The organism is Pseudonocardia sp. P-1, from assembly GCF_058111925.1.
Genome location: NZ_CM176614.1, coordinates 3054799 through 3070216 on the forward strand (window position 1 = coordinate 3054799; position 15418 = coordinate 3070216).

The 15418-nt window shown below is 72.3% G+C and carries 17 protein-coding genes and 1 pseudogene; 15 read left to right on the plus strand and 3 right to left on the minus strand.

Annotation, left to right across the window (positions count from 1 at the left end):
- Positions 1 to 79: 79 nt before the first annotated feature.
- A complete protein-coding gene (locus tag AC0GKK_RS14950) occupies positions 80 to 1198 on the plus strand; it encodes a hypothetical protein (RefSeq protein ID WP_489881895.1) in 1119 nt (372 codons plus the stop codon).
- Here the strand turns inward: AC0GKK_RS14950 and AC0GKK_RS14955 are convergent.
- From AC0GKK_RS14955 to pseB, 3 genes are read right to left on the minus strand one after another with little or no spacing between them, the layout of a single operon-like run.
- Positions 1195 to 2607, minus strand: a complete 1413-nt coding sequence (locus AC0GKK_RS14955; protein WP_489881896.1) for a lipopolysaccharide biosynthesis protein — start codon at positions 2605 to 2607, stop codon at positions 1195 to 1197. The genes AC0GKK_RS14950 and AC0GKK_RS14955 overlap by 4 nt on opposite strands.
- Before the next feature lie 13 nt (positions 2608 to 2620).
- The gene (locus AC0GKK_RS14960) at positions 2621 to 3751 is read right to left on the minus strand and encodes a DegT/DnrJ/EryC1/StrS family aminotransferase (protein ID WP_405420507.1); all 1131 of its coding nucleotides are present in this window, start codon (positions 3749 to 3751) and stop codon (positions 2621 to 2623) included.
- Positions 3751 to 4734 (minus strand): UDP-N-acetylglucosamine 4,6-dehydratase (inverting), encoded by a 984-nt coding sequence (pseB, locus tag AC0GKK_RS14965; protein WP_075309157.1) that lies wholly within the window; start codon positions 4732 to 4734, stop codon positions 3751 to 3753. Before pseB ends, AC0GKK_RS14960 begins: the two co-directional genes overlap by 1 nt.
- A 103-nt stretch (positions 4735 to 4837) precedes the next feature.
- Between pseB and AC0GKK_RS14970 the strand changes: the two genes are divergently transcribed.
- The 14 genes and pseudogenes from AC0GKK_RS14970 to AC0GKK_RS15035 all read left to right on the plus strand — a co-directional run bounded on the left by AC0GKK_RS14970 (position 4838) and on the right by AC0GKK_RS15035 (position 15413).
- Complete coding sequence (locus AC0GKK_RS14970) at positions 4838 to 5479, plus strand: cytidylyltransferase domain-containing protein (RefSeq protein WP_489881897.1); 642 nt, start codon at positions 4838 to 4840, stop codon at positions 5477 to 5479.
- Entirely contained in the window at positions 5476 to 6390 is a 915-nt protein-coding gene (locus AC0GKK_RS14975) for an aldo/keto reductase (RefSeq protein WP_489881898.1), read from the plus strand. The genes AC0GKK_RS14970 and AC0GKK_RS14975 overlap by 4 nt, the downstream gene beginning before the upstream one ends.
- On the plus strand, positions 6387 to 7178 hold the full coding sequence (locus AC0GKK_RS14980) for an SDR family NAD(P)-dependent oxidoreductase (protein WP_489881899.1): 792 nt from the start codon (positions 6387 to 6389) through the stop codon (positions 7176 to 7178). The genes AC0GKK_RS14975 and AC0GKK_RS14980 overlap by 4 nt, the downstream gene beginning before the upstream one ends.
- A gap of 11 nt (positions 7179 to 7189) precedes the next feature.
- Positions 7190 to 8239: a PseG/SpsG family protein gene (locus AC0GKK_RS14985; protein ID WP_489881900.1), complete on the plus strand. Its 1050-nt coding sequence runs from the start codon at positions 7190 to 7192 to the stop codon at positions 8237 to 8239.
- Positions 8239 to 8787, plus strand: coding sequence for a UDP-4-amino-4,6-dideoxy-N-acetyl-beta-L-altrosamine N-acetyltransferase (gene pseH / locus AC0GKK_RS14990; RefSeq protein WP_482636227.1), 549 nt, complete (start codon positions 8239 to 8241; stop codon positions 8785 to 8787). The genes AC0GKK_RS14985 and pseH overlap by 1 nt, the downstream gene beginning before the upstream one ends.
- Before the next feature lie 106 nt (positions 8788 to 8893).
- On the plus strand, positions 8894 to 9709 hold the full coding sequence (locus tag AC0GKK_RS14995; protein ID WP_489881901.1) for a hypothetical protein: 816 nt from the start codon (positions 8894 to 8896) through the stop codon (positions 9707 to 9709).
- Positions 9706 to 10527, plus strand: coding sequence for a hypothetical protein (locus AC0GKK_RS15000; protein ID WP_489881902.1), 822 nt, complete (start codon positions 9706 to 9708; stop codon positions 10525 to 10527). Before AC0GKK_RS14995 ends, AC0GKK_RS15000 begins: the two co-directional genes overlap by 4 nt.
- A gap of 16 nt (positions 10528 to 10543) precedes the next feature.
- Positions 10544 to 11008 (plus strand): GNAT family N-acetyltransferase, encoded by a 465-nt coding sequence (locus AC0GKK_RS15005; RefSeq protein WP_482636225.1) that lies wholly within the window; start codon positions 10544 to 10546, stop codon positions 11006 to 11008.
- 69 nt (positions 11009 to 11077) lie between these two features.
- The gene (locus AC0GKK_RS15010; protein ID WP_073573787.1) at positions 11078 to 11659 is read left to right on the plus strand and encodes a biotin transporter BioY; all 582 of its coding nucleotides are present in this window, start codon (positions 11078 to 11080) and stop codon (positions 11657 to 11659) included.
- Entirely contained in the window at positions 11656 to 12978 is a 1323-nt protein-coding gene (locus AC0GKK_RS15015; protein WP_489881903.1) for an AMP-binding enzyme, read from the plus strand. Before AC0GKK_RS15010 ends, AC0GKK_RS15015 begins: the two co-directional genes overlap by 4 nt.
- 92 nt (positions 12979 to 13070) lie before the next feature.
- A pseudogene (locus AC0GKK_RS15020) lies at positions 13071 to 13655 on the plus strand (thiolase family protein); the annotation flags it as partial.
- Between the two features lie 59 nt (positions 13656 to 13714).
- Complete coding sequence (locus AC0GKK_RS15025; RefSeq protein WP_489881904.1) at positions 13715 to 14101, plus strand: hypothetical protein; 387 nt, start codon at positions 13715 to 13717, stop codon at positions 14099 to 14101.
- Positions 14098 to 14775, plus strand: coding sequence for an energy-coupling factor ABC transporter ATP-binding protein (locus AC0GKK_RS15030; protein WP_489881905.1), 678 nt, complete (start codon positions 14098 to 14100; stop codon positions 14773 to 14775). Before AC0GKK_RS15025 ends, AC0GKK_RS15030 begins: the two co-directional genes overlap by 4 nt.
- Positions 14772 to 15413: an energy-coupling factor transporter transmembrane component T family protein gene (locus AC0GKK_RS15035; RefSeq protein ID WP_489881906.1), complete on the plus strand. Its 642-nt coding sequence runs from the start codon at positions 14772 to 14774 to the stop codon at positions 15411 to 15413. The genes AC0GKK_RS15030 and AC0GKK_RS15035 overlap by 4 nt, the downstream gene beginning before the upstream one ends.
- Positions 15414 to 15418: the final 5 nt, after the last annotated feature.

The window sequence follows — 15418 nt, forward strand, 5'->3', positions numbered from 1 at the left end:
CGACGGTAGCGACCACCCGTCCCGCTAGGATCGCCCGGCCTCGAACGGGGCGACGCCCGCAGCGATCCGGAGCACGGCCTTGGACATCCAGAACCACTACTACGGTCACTCGGCCGTCCTGGCCGCTTACGCCGGGCTGCGCCGGCCCCGCCACATCGCAGGCCTGCTCCAGCACGGCTGGACTGCGAGTTCGCCGGTCCCGGCGCACTTCGCCGACTTCCCGCGGGTGGGGACCGACCCCCGTCAACGCCGGCTACTGGTGTGGTCGCACGGCTGCCGGGGCTGGTCCCCCGCCGACGAGGACCGCGAGACCAGGCCGATCGGCGCGCCCTTACTGTACCTCGAACGGCAGCTGCGGTCGCAGGGCTGGACGCGGTCCGAGCGGCTGGGTCCGGTCTTCGTCCCGTTCCACGGCACCCGTCTCGCACGAGTCACCGGTGCGCACGGCGAGCTGGCCCGCCAGGTCGCGAAGGTCGATGGTCCCTCGACGGTGTGTATGCACCACGAGGACCTCTCGGATCCGGAGATCACCTCGGCCTGGGCCGACGCCGGGCACACCCTGGTGACGGCCGGGCGTCGCAACGACCCGCGGTTCCTGCTTCGCATCATGCACCTGGTGGGGAACGCGAGTCGGGTGTCGTCCAACCGGCTCTCGACGGCCGTGCTGTACGCCGCCGCCGTGGGCACCCCTGCCGCGGTATGGGGCGACCCGCTGACGTTCGGTGCTCAGTCCTCGACCGCCGTAGGGCAGCTGCGATCGACGTGGCCCGAGTTCCACACTTCTGACCCCGAGGACGGGTCCCGGCCCGTCGAGGGAGCCGCAGCGGCCGACAGGTCCGCCACTGAACTGGCCCGCCGCGAGCTCGGTGCGGAGCACCTGCTCGACCCGCAAGCGCTGCGGGGAGTGCTCGGCTGGGGCCGCACCCCGAGCGTCGGACCGGGCTTGCAGTACTACGCCGCATCTCCGCTGGCGAAGGCCTCGATGGTGCTGGGTCTCACAAAGCGCTCGGACGCCAGCCGGAAGGCGATGACCGAGGGCGGTATCGCGACGAATCCGCTGCTGTGGCTGCGTAATCCGCTCGCGGCGCTGCCCCGGCCGCTGCCCCGGGGTCTGCCGGTCCCGGTCGCTACGGAGGAGCCGCCGCATGTGGACAAGTGGCGCGCCGCCGAGCAGCACTCGGATCCGTCCGGCCGCTAACGGTCACCCCCGGTCGGAACGAAGATCCTCCGCACCAGGACGATCAGGACCACACCCAGCAGTGCGGCCAGCACGAACCGCACCGACAGCCACGGCACGCCCTCGGACGGCAACAGCACGCCGGCCCCGCACACGACCACGCCGACGGCCAGCGGCCCGGCCAGCACGGCCTCCCGCCAGCGGGTCGGCGACACCCGGCGGCGCAGCAGCGACGTCCCGGCCGCCAGGGCCAGGTAGATCAGCGGGAACCCGGCGGCGACGGCGGTCAGCGACCCGGTCCGGGCGAGCAGCACCGCCGCGACCACGCCGAGCACCAGGCTCACCGGGCTCACGAAGGCCAGCCCGCCGCTGCGGCCGGACGCGAACACCAGGTGCACGTTGGCCAGGTAGACGACGCTCACCACGGCGCCGAGCGTCGCGACCGCGGCGACCGGGACCAGCTGCTCCGGGGCGAACGAGGCCGGGGCGAGGATCCGCAGCAGGAACGGCGCGAGCAGCGCGACCCCGCCGGCCAGGGCGGCGGTGACGACGCCGACGTCGCGGGCGGTGCGTTCCAGGGCGGCGCCGCGCGCCTCGGGCGGCGTCCGGTAGATCACCGGCGCCCAGGCGTTGTTCAGTGCCGAGACGATCATGGCGGGGGCGGAGCCGAGCAGCAGCGCGATCTGCATGCGGCCGCCGTCGGCGACCCCGAAGTACCGGTTCACGATCAGCACGAGCGCGTTCTGCACCAGCAGCAGCGCGACCAGGTGCGGGACGGCGGGCAGCCCGATCCGCAGCGCCCGGCCGAAGTCACCCCGCGCGGTGCGCGGACGGCCACCGCGCAGGGCCAGCACCAGCCCGATGACCGCGGCGGCGAGGTAGCCGAGCAGCAGCCCGAACAGGTAGTCGTCGGCGTCGCTCGCCCGCCAGGAGACGAGCGCGAGCCCGGCGAGCGGGCCGCCGAGCGTCGCCACCCCGGACATGACCACGAACGGCACCGGCCGGTCCTGCACCCGCAGGAACGCCTGGGCGTTGAGCACCACGACGAAACCGGCCGCGGCCAGCCCGGCGAAGACCAGCCCGGCCCGCCAGGGCACCGACAGCACCGGTCCGCTCCACCACGGCCCGGCCAGCACCGCGAGCACGACCACGACCAGTGACAGCGCGCTGCCCTGCAGCACCAGCGCCCGCGCGCCGTCGGCGCCGGAGCTCTCCAGGATCCCGTGCCGGGTGATCGACGACGCCAGGCCGAACCCGACGACCATCGCGCCGACCTGCACCAGGATCAGCCCGACCGCGACGACGCCGTACTCGGCGTCGCCCAGCAGCCGGGTGACGAACGGCGTGACGACGACGTTCGCCAGGATCGGTGCGACGCTGCCCAGGGTGTAGAGCGAGCCGCGCCCGAGTACCTCCCGGCTGGCGTCCACGCTCACGTCTCCCTCACGCGGAGTGCCCGAAGAACTCCCGGACCAGGGCGGAGACCCGGTCCACGTCGGTGTCGGCGAGATCGGGGAACAGCGGCAGCGAGAGCTGCTGCGAGTAGTACTCCTCGGCGTTCGGGCACAGGCCGCGGCGGTAGCCGAGGTCGGCGAACACCGGGTGCCAGTAGGCGGGGATGTAGTTGACCTGCACCCCGATGCCCCGCTCGCGCAGGTGGTCGAACAGCGCGCGGCGGCGGCCGTCGAGCACGCGCAGCGGGTAGAGGTGCCAGGCGGGCTCGGCGCCGTCGCGGCGGACCGGGGTGCGGACCTCGGGCACGTCGGCGAGTGCGGCGTCGTAGCGGGCGTGGATCTCCCTGCGCCGCGCGGTGAACGCGGCCAGCCGCGTGAGCTGGGAGGATCCGAGCGCGGCGAGCAGGTCGGGCAGCCGGTAGTTCAGCCCGAAGGCGTGCACCTCCTGGTGCCACGGTCCCTCGTCGGGGAAGCGCTGCGCGTCCCGGTCACGGACGAGGCCGTGGTTGCGGAACGACCGGGCGCCCGCGACGAGGTCCGCCCGCGGGGACACGACCGCGCCGCCCTCGGCGGTGGTGAGGTTCTTCGTCGGGAAGAAGCTCAGCGTGGTCAGGTCGGCCAGGTCACCGACCGGGCGACCGTGCCAGGTGCCGCCCACGGAGTGCGCGGCGTCCTCCAGTAGCAGGGCGCCCGCCTCGTGTGCCAGTGACCGCAGCGGTGCCGCGTCGATCGGGTGGCCCGCGTAGTCGACCCCGGCCACGACGGTGGTGTGCGGGGTGAGCGCGGCCTTCGCCGCGTCCGGGTCGAGGTTGCCGGTGTCGGGGCTGACGTCGGCGAACACGACGTTCGCGCCGAGCAGCGCCGCGGCGCTCGCCGTCGCCACGAACGTCAGCGGGGCGACCACGACGTCCTGGCCGGGGCCGACCCCGGCCGCGGCGTAGGCGACGTGCAGCGCCGCGGTCCCGCTGGTCACGGCCACCGCGGGGTTGCAGCAGACCGCGGCGAGGTCGTCCTCGAACCGGGTCACGGCCGGGCCGGTGGTCAACCAGTCGGTCCCGAGGACCGCCGTGACCGCCTCGACGTCGGACGATGAGATCGACTGCCGGCCGTAGGGGAGCATCAGTCCAGGGCCTCGACCATCGCGCGCAGCTGCTCGGGCGAGAGCCACAGGTCGTTGGTGTCCGACCGGTAGGCCTGCCCGTCGGGGACGGGCTCGCCGTCGGCCGGGGAGGTGTAGCCCCAGCCGGCGATGTAGGGCTCGACGACGTAGCGGTCGGCCAGCTTGAGGGTCCGCCGCGAGTCGTCGGCGGCGATCATCTCCTCGTGCAGCTTCTCCCCCGGCCGGATCCCGATCTCGTGGGTCGCGGCGCCGGGGGCGATGGCCTCGGCGAGGTCGGTCATCCGCATGGACGGGATCCGCGGCACGTAGAGCTCGCCGCCCTGCATCGCGTCGAAGGAGTCGATGACGAACTGCACCGCGTCCGGCAGGGTGATCCAGAACCGGGTCATCCGCTTGTCGGTGATCGGCAGCGACTGGCCGTCGGCGGCGAGCTTCTTGAACAGCGGCACCACCGAGCCGCGGCTGCCGAGCACGTTTCCGTAGCGGACCACGGCGAACCGGGTCTCGTAGGCGGCCGCGTAGTGGTTCGCGGACACGAACAGCCGGTCGGCGCACAGCTTGGTGGCACCGTAGAGGTTGATCGGGCTCGACGCCTTGTCCGTCGACAGCGCGACGACCTTCTTCACCCCGGCGTCGATCGCGGCCTCGACGACGTTCTGCGAGCCCTCGACGTTGGTCCGGATGAACTCGAACGGGTTGTACTCGGCGGTGTCCACCTGCTTGAGCGCGGCGGCGTGCACGACGTAGTCGACGCCGTGCATCGCGCGGCGCAGGCGCGGCTGGTCGCGGACGTCACCGAGGAACCAGCGCAGCCGCGGGTCGTTGTCGAACAGCGACCGGCATTCGTACTGCTTGAGCTCGTCGCGCGACAGGATCACCAGCCGGCGCGGCTCGTAGCGGTCGAGCAGGGTGCGGACGAAGGCCTTCCCGAAGGACCCCGTCCCGCCCGTGACCAGGACCGACGAGCCCTTGAGTACCGACATCACGCCTCCAGATCTGCGGAATTTCTTCCGCCCGGCATGATGGCACGCGTCCGGTTCGGTTGGCCGAAGGAGGGCGGTGGTGAGCGTGGCTACTCGGATACGTGTGGTGGTGCAGGCACGCATGACGTCGACCCGGCTCCCGGGAAAGAGCTTGTTACCGGTCGCGGGCATTCCGCTCGCGGTACTGGTCCTGACCCGCGCATCGAGCACTGGCCTCGACGTCGTCCTGGCCACCAGCGACGAACCGTCCGACGACGAGCTGACCGCGGTCGTCCGTGCCGCCGGCTTTCCGGTCGTGCGTGGGTCGCGCCTTGACGTGCTCGACCGGTTCCTCTCCGCCACAACCGACCTCCATGACCACGACGTGGTGGTTCGGCTGACGGCCGACAACCCGCTTCCCGATGGGGACCTGATCGACGACCTCGTCGCGAGTCTGACCGGCAGCGACGACGCTTACCGATACATCGACCAGAGTTCGGTGCCCTACGGCCTGAGTGCCGAGGCATTCCGCGTTCACGCGCTCCGCGCGGCTGCCGCATCCCAGGACCTGCAGGACCGCGAGCACGTCACCCGGTGGATGAGGCGGGAAGCACCGGCGAAGCAGTTTCGGCCCGCCCTGCCCCCACGAACACCGGACGGACTGCGTTGCACGATCGATCTGCCGGGGGACTACGAGGCGGTGGCGACACTGATGGCGGGACGAGCCATGGCGGGCTGGCGCGAACTCGTGATCGGCTTGTCATGAGTCGCTCAGCACGTCCGGGGGCTTCCAGCCCACGTCTAGTTCTCGGTGCAGCGCAGATCGGTCAGTCCTACGGGGCGACGAATCTCGCAGGACGTCCTGACCGGGGCACTGTCAGCGCAATTCTCGATGCGGTGCGGGCGCACGGCATCAGTCACGTCGACACGGCCCGCGGATACGGCGATTCCGAGGCGGACCTCGGTTCGGCCGCGCGGACCGGGGAGCCCCCGGCGATCATCACCAAGATCGCCCCACTGTCGCGGTCGGGCAACGCCAACGACCAGATCGCGCGCAGCTGGGCACAGTCCGCGGAGGCACTGGGAGCCGCGAGTCGCTCAGTCTCCGACCTGCTCTTTCACCGCGCCGATGACGCTCTGCGTCCCGGCGCGTGGGATTCCTTGTGCGCATTACGCAACGCTGAGGGGATAGATCGGATTGGGGTGTCGGTCCAACACCCCGATGAGCTTCTGGACATACTAGCTCTTCCAGAGATCGGCCACGTCCAGCTGCCCTTCAATGTCGTTGACCGCCGATGGCTCACCTCCGAAGTGTGCGGTGCCCTGACCGACCGACCGGACGTGGTGGTTGTCTGTCGCAGCGTCTTTCTCCAGGGCTTGTTGGTAAATGACCACGGTTGGCCCGCAGGCATCGACGGCGCGCCGATCCTCTCTGCACTGGACGATGCCGCGATCAGAACAGGTTCACCGGGTCGAGCCGCCCTGTGCCTGCGATTCGTCTTTGCTCAGCCCTGGGTCGATGCCGTGGTCATCGGCGCAGAGACCTCAGCCCAGGTGATCGAGAACGCATCGTTGACCTCGTTGCCACCGCTCTCCGCGGACGAGGCATCCATGGTGATGAGCCGAGTCCCCGGAGCTGGCCCGGACCTTGTGGATCCGAGCAGGTGGAACGCATGACCAGCCCCTCGCAACTGTTCGATCTCACCGGACGCCCCTCGCTGGTGACCGGGGCCGCTGGACATCTTGGCCGGATTATCGCCCAGACACTGGCGGCAGCCGGTTCCCCGGTCTGGCTAGTCGGTCGGCGTAGGGAACCGCTCGAAGGTGTCGCAGAGCTGATCAGAGAGCGCGGGGGTATCGCGACACCCCACGTCGCCGACGTCACGCACGATCAGGACGTCGACGCACTGGCCGCGACGATCCGCGACGAACACGGGCGCTTGGACGTCCTCGTCAGTAATGCCCATGTCGGCCGCGGTGGCACGCTTGCGACCTCGACGGCCGACCAGTACCGAGAGGCCGTCGAGCTCTCGCTCATCGCGACACAACGCCTGATCAGGACCACGCTCAGGGAGCTGCGCGCCGCTTCGGCCGATGGGGCTCCATCAGTCATCGCTGTGTCGTCGATGTACGGCGTGGTCAGCCCCAGGCCCCACCTGTACGAGGATGCGAGTACAACCAATCCGCCGTTCTATGGTGCAGCGAAGGCCGGGCTGCTCCAGTTGGTCCGGTACGCCGCCGTGGAGCTCGCGCCAGACGGAATCCGGGTCAACGCACTGGTCCCAGGAGCGTTTCCGGCGGAGCCGGACACCGCCCTGGCCTACAGTCTTCGAAGAGAGATCCCGGGGGGGCGGATGGGTACGCCGGAGGACCTAGCAACCGCGGTCCTCTATCTCGCCTCGCCCGCATCTCGATTCACCACCGGCTCGTCAGTCGTGGTCGACGGCGGCTGGACAGCCTGGTGAGAGTGCGGTCTTTGGCCCTGATCTGTGACGCCAGTACCCGCACCGGATTCGGCCACTGGGTGCGCAGCACGGCATTGGCCGACGAGATGGCCCGGCGCGGCTGGCGTGTCGTGGTGGTCCATGCCCCCGATGTCGATGCACGCGCGATCGAGGAGTGCGCCGCCAGGGGGTGGGCCCACGTCATCGTCGAACGTGACCCGGACTCACTGCGTTCCGCGCTGGACTTCATGAACCCCGCGGTCGCCATCATCGACACCTATCGGCTCGACGCGGCCACGGTCGAGACCGTACGCGCCCCTCAGCGCCGCACCGTCGTCATCGACGACCTCAACGACCGGGGTGTTCTCGATGCCGACGTCATTGTTAACCAGAACCTGGGGGCGGAGGACTTCGTCTACCAGACCCAGTCTCAGACGGTCCTACTCGCCGGCCCCCGCTACGCCATGTTGCGCCCCCGATTCGCGCAGCTCCGCAGCGTAGGCGTCGGCAGATTGGACCAGCAGCCCGTCCGCCCGTCCAGGGTGTTCGTTCTGATGGGCGGCAGTGACGCGACCGGCGCGCTGCCCCAGGTCTTGCACAGTTGCCTGGAGGCATTTCCCTCCGCACGCATCAGAGCGGTCGTACCACCGGGTGCAGAACGGGCCGTACAGGCTCTGCGACGCCACGAGGACATCGACACGATCGCACCGACCCCGGAGATCGCCGAGCAGATGCTCGATGCCGACTTCGTCGTCACCGCAGGGGGCACCTCTGTCTGGGAGCTGTGCGCGTTGGGGCGTCCGTTCGGCGTAGTAGTAGTTGCCGACAATCAACAGGACGCGACCGGTCGCCTCGCTCGAATCGGCGCCACGGTTCGACTCGGCGGACAGCCGGTGGAGCCCCGCGAGCTGACGGCATCGCTTCGCGCTGCGACGGCGGACCCGGCAGTACTGGTTGAGAGAGCCCGCCGGGCGTCCGAGGTCACGGACGGAGCAGGATGCGCCCGAGTCGCCGACATCGTCGAGCAGACCGAGCATCGTGCCGTCATGCCAGCACACTGTGAAGAGGGCAGGAGATCCTGATGATCGCACTCGTACCTGTCGGGCCCGAACACCGCGACGACCTGCGGCAGTGGCGGAACGACCCGGAGGTCGCCCGCTACATGTACACGACTCACGAGATCTCAGCGGAGGAGCACGAGGCCTGGTTCCAGAAACTCCTCACCGCACCGGACCGGAAAGCGTGGGTGGTCTCCATGGACGGAACGGGAGTGGGCGCCGTCTTCCTCACCGAGATCGACACCGACAACTCGCGTGCGATGTGGGCCTTCTACCTCGCCGACCCCCGCACCCGAGGCCGTGGTGTAGGCAGCGCCACCGAGTTCCTGCTCCTCGACATCGCCTTCGTCGAGCTCGGGCTGCACAAGCTGTCTGCCGAAGTACTGTCCTTCAACCAGCCTGTCCTTCAGATGCACCAGAAGTTCGGGTTCGTCGAGGAAGGGTGCCTACGCCGGCACTGGTACCGCGACGGCGAGTGGCTCGATGTCCACGTGATCGCACAGTTCCGGGACTCCTGGCTCGCCCGCCGTGACACCTTCGCGAGCACACTGCACGGTCGCGGGCTCATCTGACTCGGCCGTGGTGTCCCTGGATCCTGCCTCCTGGACTCGAAGTGGTCCAGCTCCGAGGCACAACCGCGATCGGTCCACCGTCCGGCTCCCGGTAGTGATACCGCCGTTGCTCGGCGTCGCGGCGGGCGCCTGGGTCGGCCTCGGAGTCGACGTTCAGTACGTCCTCGGTGGTCTCATCACCGCCGAGGCAGGCGGCGCCGGCGGTGCGCACGAGATCTTCGTGCACCGGCCACTGCTCTATCGGCTGTTCATGGCGGCCCTCCAGCAGATTGCAGACCTCCTGACGGAGGACCCTTCCGGTCTACCCGCGCAACTCGTCGTCCGGTTGGTCGCCTGCCTGCTCGTGATCGCCGGGGGCGTCGCGGTGTGGTGGGGGCTACGACGGCACCTGGACGAGACCAGCAGCCGACTGATCACTGTCGCCGCGACGGTCGCCCTGTGCGCGGCACCGAACTTCCACTTCCTCACCGCGGACTGGGTCGGAGCGGCCCTGGCGTTCGCCTCCGTCGGCGCGGCACTCGGGCCGCGCCGAGGATGGGTCGGCGGGCTGATCGGCGGGTTGCTGCTGTGGAGCGTCCTGGCAGTCAAAGTCGCCACGGCACCGTGGGCGGTGCTAGCAGTCGGACTGGTCGCCCTGTTCACCCTCCGGAGGGCAGTCCTCGCCTCGGTTGTCGCCAGCGCCGCCACCCTGGCATGGATCGTCGGTACCTCTTGGGTGGACCCGCTGGAGATCCTCTGGCTGCGCGACTCGGTCCGTGCCAACTTCACCTCGCCCCTGCAGACCGGATTCGGCACCCACGAGGCGACTGAACTCGCCCGGGTCCTCGCCAACGTGGTCATCGTCTCGCCCGTCCTCGTCGCACTTCCCGCCGCGTTCGTGGTGATCGTCTTCCACAACCGGAGCTGGCCACAGGGGCTGTGATCTCGGTACTCGCAGTGGGACTGTCTCTTGCGTCAGGCGTCGGCCAGGGCCAGTGGTACGCCTACCACTTCGTCGGTCTGCCGGTGCTCGCCGCGGGTGTGTGGGCACGAGCCGTCTGTCTGGCGTCGACCCGTGCCCGCGCCGTTCTGATAGTCGCTCCGCTCATCGCCGGTCTGCTCAGCGCAGTGCTGCTGGCACAGGACCTCGGATGGCGGCGTGAGGTCTTCGGACCAGTCGTAGCGGCGTTCGTAGTACTGAGCCTGTGCACCGTCTTCGGCGCACTGGCGGAACGCAGATGGGCCGCGCGGCGAACCCCTGGCACGGTCCTTCTTGCAGCAGCGACGACGGCGCTCGCGGCCTGCCTGCTCCCGGCCGGGCTACCCGCCGCGGCATATGCCTTCGACGGTTTCGATGACCAGTACACCAACGCGGGCTTGCTCGACTCCCAGCGGAACGCGCACGCGGAGTACGACCAAGTCCGCCAGAGGATCGGCACGCAGACCCCGGTCCTGTACCTGGCGTACGGTTCGAAGGCCTACCTGCTCGGCAGTCCGACACCGTGCCGATACCCGTCACCAGTCTTCGTTTCCCGCAGCACCTACGACTCTCGGATACGTAGCCTGGGCAGCTACGCAGACAACCTGTCCTGCTACGAGGCGGACTCAGCGGCGCGATACCTGGTGATGGATCGCGCATGGGCCGACCTCGACCGCCTCGAACCGGCTCTACGGCGGCAGCTGACCACGATGTTCGACTGCTCCCGGTCGTTCACGTCCGTCGCCGGCGGAGCGACCCTGGAGTTCTGTCCCCGTGTGTGATCCCGCCTCTCGGAGATTGGCGGGGCTGGAGGTACGCCCCGGCACCGTTGCCGATGCCGAACTGCTTCTGGCCTGGCGCAACGACCCCGACACCCGCCGCTGGTCGCGCAGCCACAACGACGAGGTCGACCTCGCCACCCACCGCCGCTGGCTCACCGACTCGCTGGACCGCGACGACCGGCTGCTCCTCGTCGTCGACGACGTCCGCGGCCCGGTCGGCACCGTCCGCTGGGACCGCGACGACAGCGGCTGGGAGGTCTCGATCACCGTCGCCCCGGAGCGCCGCGGCGAGGGGCTGGCCGGGCCGCTGCTGCGGGCCGGGGAGGACGCGCTGCGGGCCCGGGCCGGCGCCGGGACCGCGGTGACCGCCGTCGTGCACAGCGGGAACGACGCCTCGGCCCGGCTGTTCGCCCGGGCGGGCTACGCCGACGGCGCCGGCCCCGACGCGGACGGCTTCCGGACCCTGCACCGCGTGGTGTGACCGTTCGGGTGCCGTGACGCAACCCGCACGGCACACCTCCGGCACGCCGCTGTGACCTACCCTTCGCGCGTGTCCGGATCCCGTCCCGCGCTCCCCGCGGCCGACCTCGCCCGCGTGGTCGTGTTCGCCGCGTTCATCGCCGTCCTCGGGTTGTTCCCCGGCTTCGCCGGGGTGGCCGGCGTCCCGATCGTCCTGCAGAACGTCGGCCCGATCCTGGCCGGTGTGATCCTCGGGTGGCGGCTCGGCACGGCCTCGGTCGCACTGCTGCTGGTCCTCACCGCGGTCGGGCTGCCGCTGCTGTCCGGTGGCCGCAACGGCGCCGCGTTCTTCGGTCCCAGCGGCGGCTTCCTCGTCGGCTGGCTGCTGTCCGCGCTGGTCGCGGGCCTGGTCGTGGCGCGGTTCCGGTCGCGGTCGCTGCCCGTGCTGCTGCTCGCCTGCCTGGCCGGGCTGCTCGCCGACTACGTGATCGGCATGCCGTGGCTGGGCGTCTACATCGGCGACGTCACCGGCGGGATCGTGCAGTCCCTGGTCTTCGTGCCCGGTGACCTGATCAAGATCGTGCTGGCCGCGCTCATCGCGTCGCTGGTGCACCGGGCCCTGCCGGACCTGCTGCCGGTCCGCTCCGCGTCGTCCGAGCCCCGGGTCCGGTGAGCGGGGCGGAACGCGAGACCGCCGACGACGCGGCCGCGCCCGTCGTCCCCGCCCCCTGGCTCCCGCGCGGGCTCGCCGACGCCGTCGCCGCGGCCGGGGAGCGCCTCGCCCGGCTCGGGGTGCGGGCCGGGGAACGCGTCGTGCTCGACACCCCCACCCGGGCCCGCTGGGCGGTGCTGCCCTACCTGCTCGCCGCGGACCGGCTGGGCGCGGCGTCGCTGCTGGCCGACGCCGGCTGGACCGGCCGCGAACGCGACGCGGTGCTCGCCGACGCCGCGCCGCACCACGTCGTCGGCACCGACGGCCGGGCCGCGACCGCCGACGGCGGAGCGCGGACGCCCGGGCTGTTCCTGCTCCCGACGACCTCGGGCAGCACCGGTGTCCCCACCGTGCTGGCCCGTGACCGGCGCTCCTGGCGGATCGGGTTCGACATCCTCGGTGCGCTGCCCGGACCGGTCCTCGTGCCGGGGCCGCCGTCCTCGACGCTGTACCTGTTCGGGGCGCTGCACGCGCTGCACCACGGTCTGGGCCTGGTCACCCGCGGCCGGCTCGACCCGACCGACCTGCCCGACGGCGGCTCGGTCCATCTCGTCCCCGCCCAGCTCAGCGCCCTGCTCGACGAGCGCGAGCGCCGCCCGGGCGGCCCCGCGCCACGGGTCGTGGTGTGCGGTGGCGCGCACGTCGCGCCGGGGATGCGGGAGCGGGTCGCGCGGCTGCTGCCCGGCACCACGCTGCTCGAGTACTACGGCTCGGCCGAGCACTCGCTGATCGCCACCCGCCGCGACGACGGCCCGCTGCGCCCGGTCGAGGACGTGCACCTCACCGTGCGCGACGACGTGCTGTGGGTGGACAGCCCGCAGTCGGTGCACGGCCGGTTCACCCGTGGCGCACTCGTCCCGGCCGGCCCCGGTCCGACGACCGTCGGCGACCGCGCCGAGCTCACCGACGACGGCGGTCTGACCGTCCTCGGCCGCGCCGCCACCACCATCTCCTCCGGCGGCACGCTGGTCGCCGCCGAGGAGGTCGAGCAGGTGCTGCGCGGCGTCGCGGGCGTCGGGGACGTCGTCGTCGCCGGGACCCCGCACGCGTCGCTGGGGATGGTGGTCACGGCGGTCGTCGAGGCCCGCGACGGCGTCCCGGACCGGCGGGCGCTGCGCGCCGCGGCGCGGGCCGGACTGTCCCCGGCGAAGCGCCCGCGCCGCTGGCTGGTCACCCGCGCGTTGCCGCGGCTGGGCTCGGGCAAACCCGCCCGCGCCGCCGTCGACGCCGCACTGCGCGACGGGACCCTCGACGCCGTCCCGCTCGGAGGGCCCGAGTGACCGGCCCCGGCGGCGGCACCACGGCCGACACCCCGGTCGTCGTCGCCGCGCGGCGCACCCCGATCGGCACCGCGGGCGGCGCGCTGCGCGCGGTGACCGTCGACGCGCTCGCCGCGCCCGTCCTCGCGGCGCTGGCCGGGACCCTCGGCGGCCCGGTCGACGACGTGCTGCTCGGCAACGTCTTCGGCCCCGGCGGCAACCCGGCCCGGGTCGCGGCGCTCGCCGCCGGGCTCGGCGACGACGTGTCCGGCATGACCGTGGACCGGCAGTGCGCGAGCGGACTGGCCGCGATCCTCACCGCCGCCGCGGGCATCCGCGCCGGGGACGGCGCCGGCTACCTCGCCGGGGGCGCCGAGTCGCCGTCGACCGCACCTACGCGGACCTGGGCCGACGGCACCGTCTACACCCGCGCGCCGTTCGCCCCGACCGGCGACCCGGACCCGGACATGGGGCCCGCCGCCGACGACGTCGCCGCCCGGGCGGGCCTCTCCCGCCGGCGGCTCGACGCGTTCGCCGCCCGCAGCCACGCCCGCGCCGTCGACGCGCAGCGCTCCGGCCGCTTCGACGACGAGCTGGTCCCGGTCGGTGCCGTGCTCACCGACGAGCGTCCCCGCGACCGCTTCACCCCCGAGCGGCTCGCCCGGTTCCGGCCCGCGTTCACCCCCGGCGGCGTGCACACCGCCGCGAACTCCTGCGGGGTGAACGACGGGGCCGCCGCCGTCGCGCTGGTGCCGGAGTGGCGCCGCCGGGAGCTGGGCGTGCCCGGCCTCGCGCTGGTCTCGGCCGCCACCCGGGGCTGCCCCCGGCCGACCTCGGGCTCGGCGCCGTCCCCGCCCTCGCCGCGCTCCGCGACCGGCCGCGGTCCCCGGACGCCGTCGAGTTCACCGAGGCGTTCGCCGGACAGGCGCTGGCCTGCCTCGACGCGGCCGGGATCGACGGGCACCGGGTGAGCCCGGACGGCGGCGCGATCGCGCTCGGCCACCCCTGGGGCGCCTCCGGCGCGGTGCTGGTCGTGCGGCTGTTCCACCGGCTCGTCGTACAGGGCCGCGGCGAGACCGGGATCGCGGCGCTGTCCTCCGGCGGCGGCCTCGGCGTCGCGACGAGCTGGCGGGTGGTCCGGTGATCGAGTTCGAGGCGGTCGGGCACCGCTACGGCGAGCGCACCGTCCTCGACGGCGTCACCCTCACCCTCGCCGAGCCCCGGGTCGCGCTGGTCGGCGCGAACGGCTCCGGCAAGTCCACGCTGGCCCGGACCGTGAACGGGCTCGTCGCACCGAGCTCGGGCACCGTCCGCGTCGACGGCCGCGACCCCGCCCGCGACGGTGCCGCCGTCCGCCGCCGGGTCGGGTTCGTCTTCAGCGACCCGGACTCCCAGATCGTCATGCCGACCGCGGGTGAGGACGTCGCGTTCTCGCTGCGCCGGAACGTGCGCGACCGGGCGGAGCGCGCCCGGCTCGCCGCGGAGACGCTCGCCGGGTTCGGGCTGGGCGACCACGTCGAGCACCCCGCGCACCAGCTCTCCGGTGGGCAGAAGCAGCTGCTCGCGCTGGCCGCGGTGCTCGTGCTGGATCCGGACGTGCTGGTCTGCGACGAGCCGACCACCCTGCTCGACCTGCGCAACAAGCGCGCCTTCGCCGACCGGCTCGCCGGGCTGCGCCAGCAGGTCCTGCTCGCCACGCACGACCTGGACCTGCTGACGGGCTTCGACCGCGTCGTCGTCCTCGACGGCGGGCGGGTCGTCGCCGACGACGAGCCCGGTCCGGCCGTCGCGTACTACCGCAGGCTCTGCGGCTCGTGACCCCGCTGGGGCTCTACGCGCCCGGTGACAGCCTGCTGCACCGGGCGCCCGCCGGGCCGTCGCTGCTCGTGGTGCTGGCCCTCGCGGTCGGGGCGGTGCTCACCGAGGACCCGCGGGTGCTCGGCGGGCTGTGCCTGGCCGTCGCCGCCGGCTACCTGGTCGCCCGGATCCCGTGGCACCGGGTCCGGCCGGTGCTGCGCACGCTGGTGCTGCTGGCCGTGCTGCTCGGGGCGGTCCAGTGGTGGCTGCTCGGGCCGGAACGGACGCTGGTGATCGTGCTCCGGCTGGTCGCCGCGATGGGCGCGGCGACCCTGTTCACCCTCACCACCCGGGTGGACGACCTGGTCGGCGCCGTGGAGCGGGGGCTCGGCCCGCTGCGCCGGTTCGGCCTCGCACCCGAGCGCCTCGGCCTTCTCGTCGGGCTGACGGTGCAGTCGATCGGGACACTGTCCGGCATCGCGGGGCAGGTCCGGGCCGCGGCGAAGGCGCGCGGGGCGGACCGCTCCCCGACGGCGTTCGCGGTGCCGTTCCTGGTGCGGACGCTGCGGCACGCGGACGCGCTCGGGGAGGCACTGGCCGCGCGCGGGTGGGGCGACGACGAACCCGATGACCGACCCGGACCACGAAAGATGGACTAAGCTGG

Bases quoted from the DNA above. Each gene is read 5' to 3' on its own strand.
- AC0GKK_RS14980 (WP_489881899.1), top strand. From the start codon at position 6,387: ATGACCAGCCCCTCGCAACTGTTCGATCTCACCGGACGCCCCTCGCTG.
- pseB (WP_075309157.1), bottom strand. From the start codon at position 4,734: ATGTCGGTACTCAAGGGCTCGTCGGTCCTGGTCACGGGCGGGACGGGG.
- AC0GKK_RS14960 (WP_405420507.1), bottom strand. From the start codon at position 3,751: ATGCTCCCCTACGGCCGGCAGTCGATCTCATCGTCCGACGTCGAGGCG.
- pseH (WP_482636227.1), top strand. From the start codon at position 8,239: ATGATCGCACTCGTACCTGTCGGGCCCGAACACCGCGACGACCTGCGG.
- AC0GKK_RS14975 (WP_489881898.1), top strand. From the start codon at position 5,476: ATGAGTCGCTCAGCACGTCCGGGGGCTTCCAGCCCACGTCTAGTTCTC.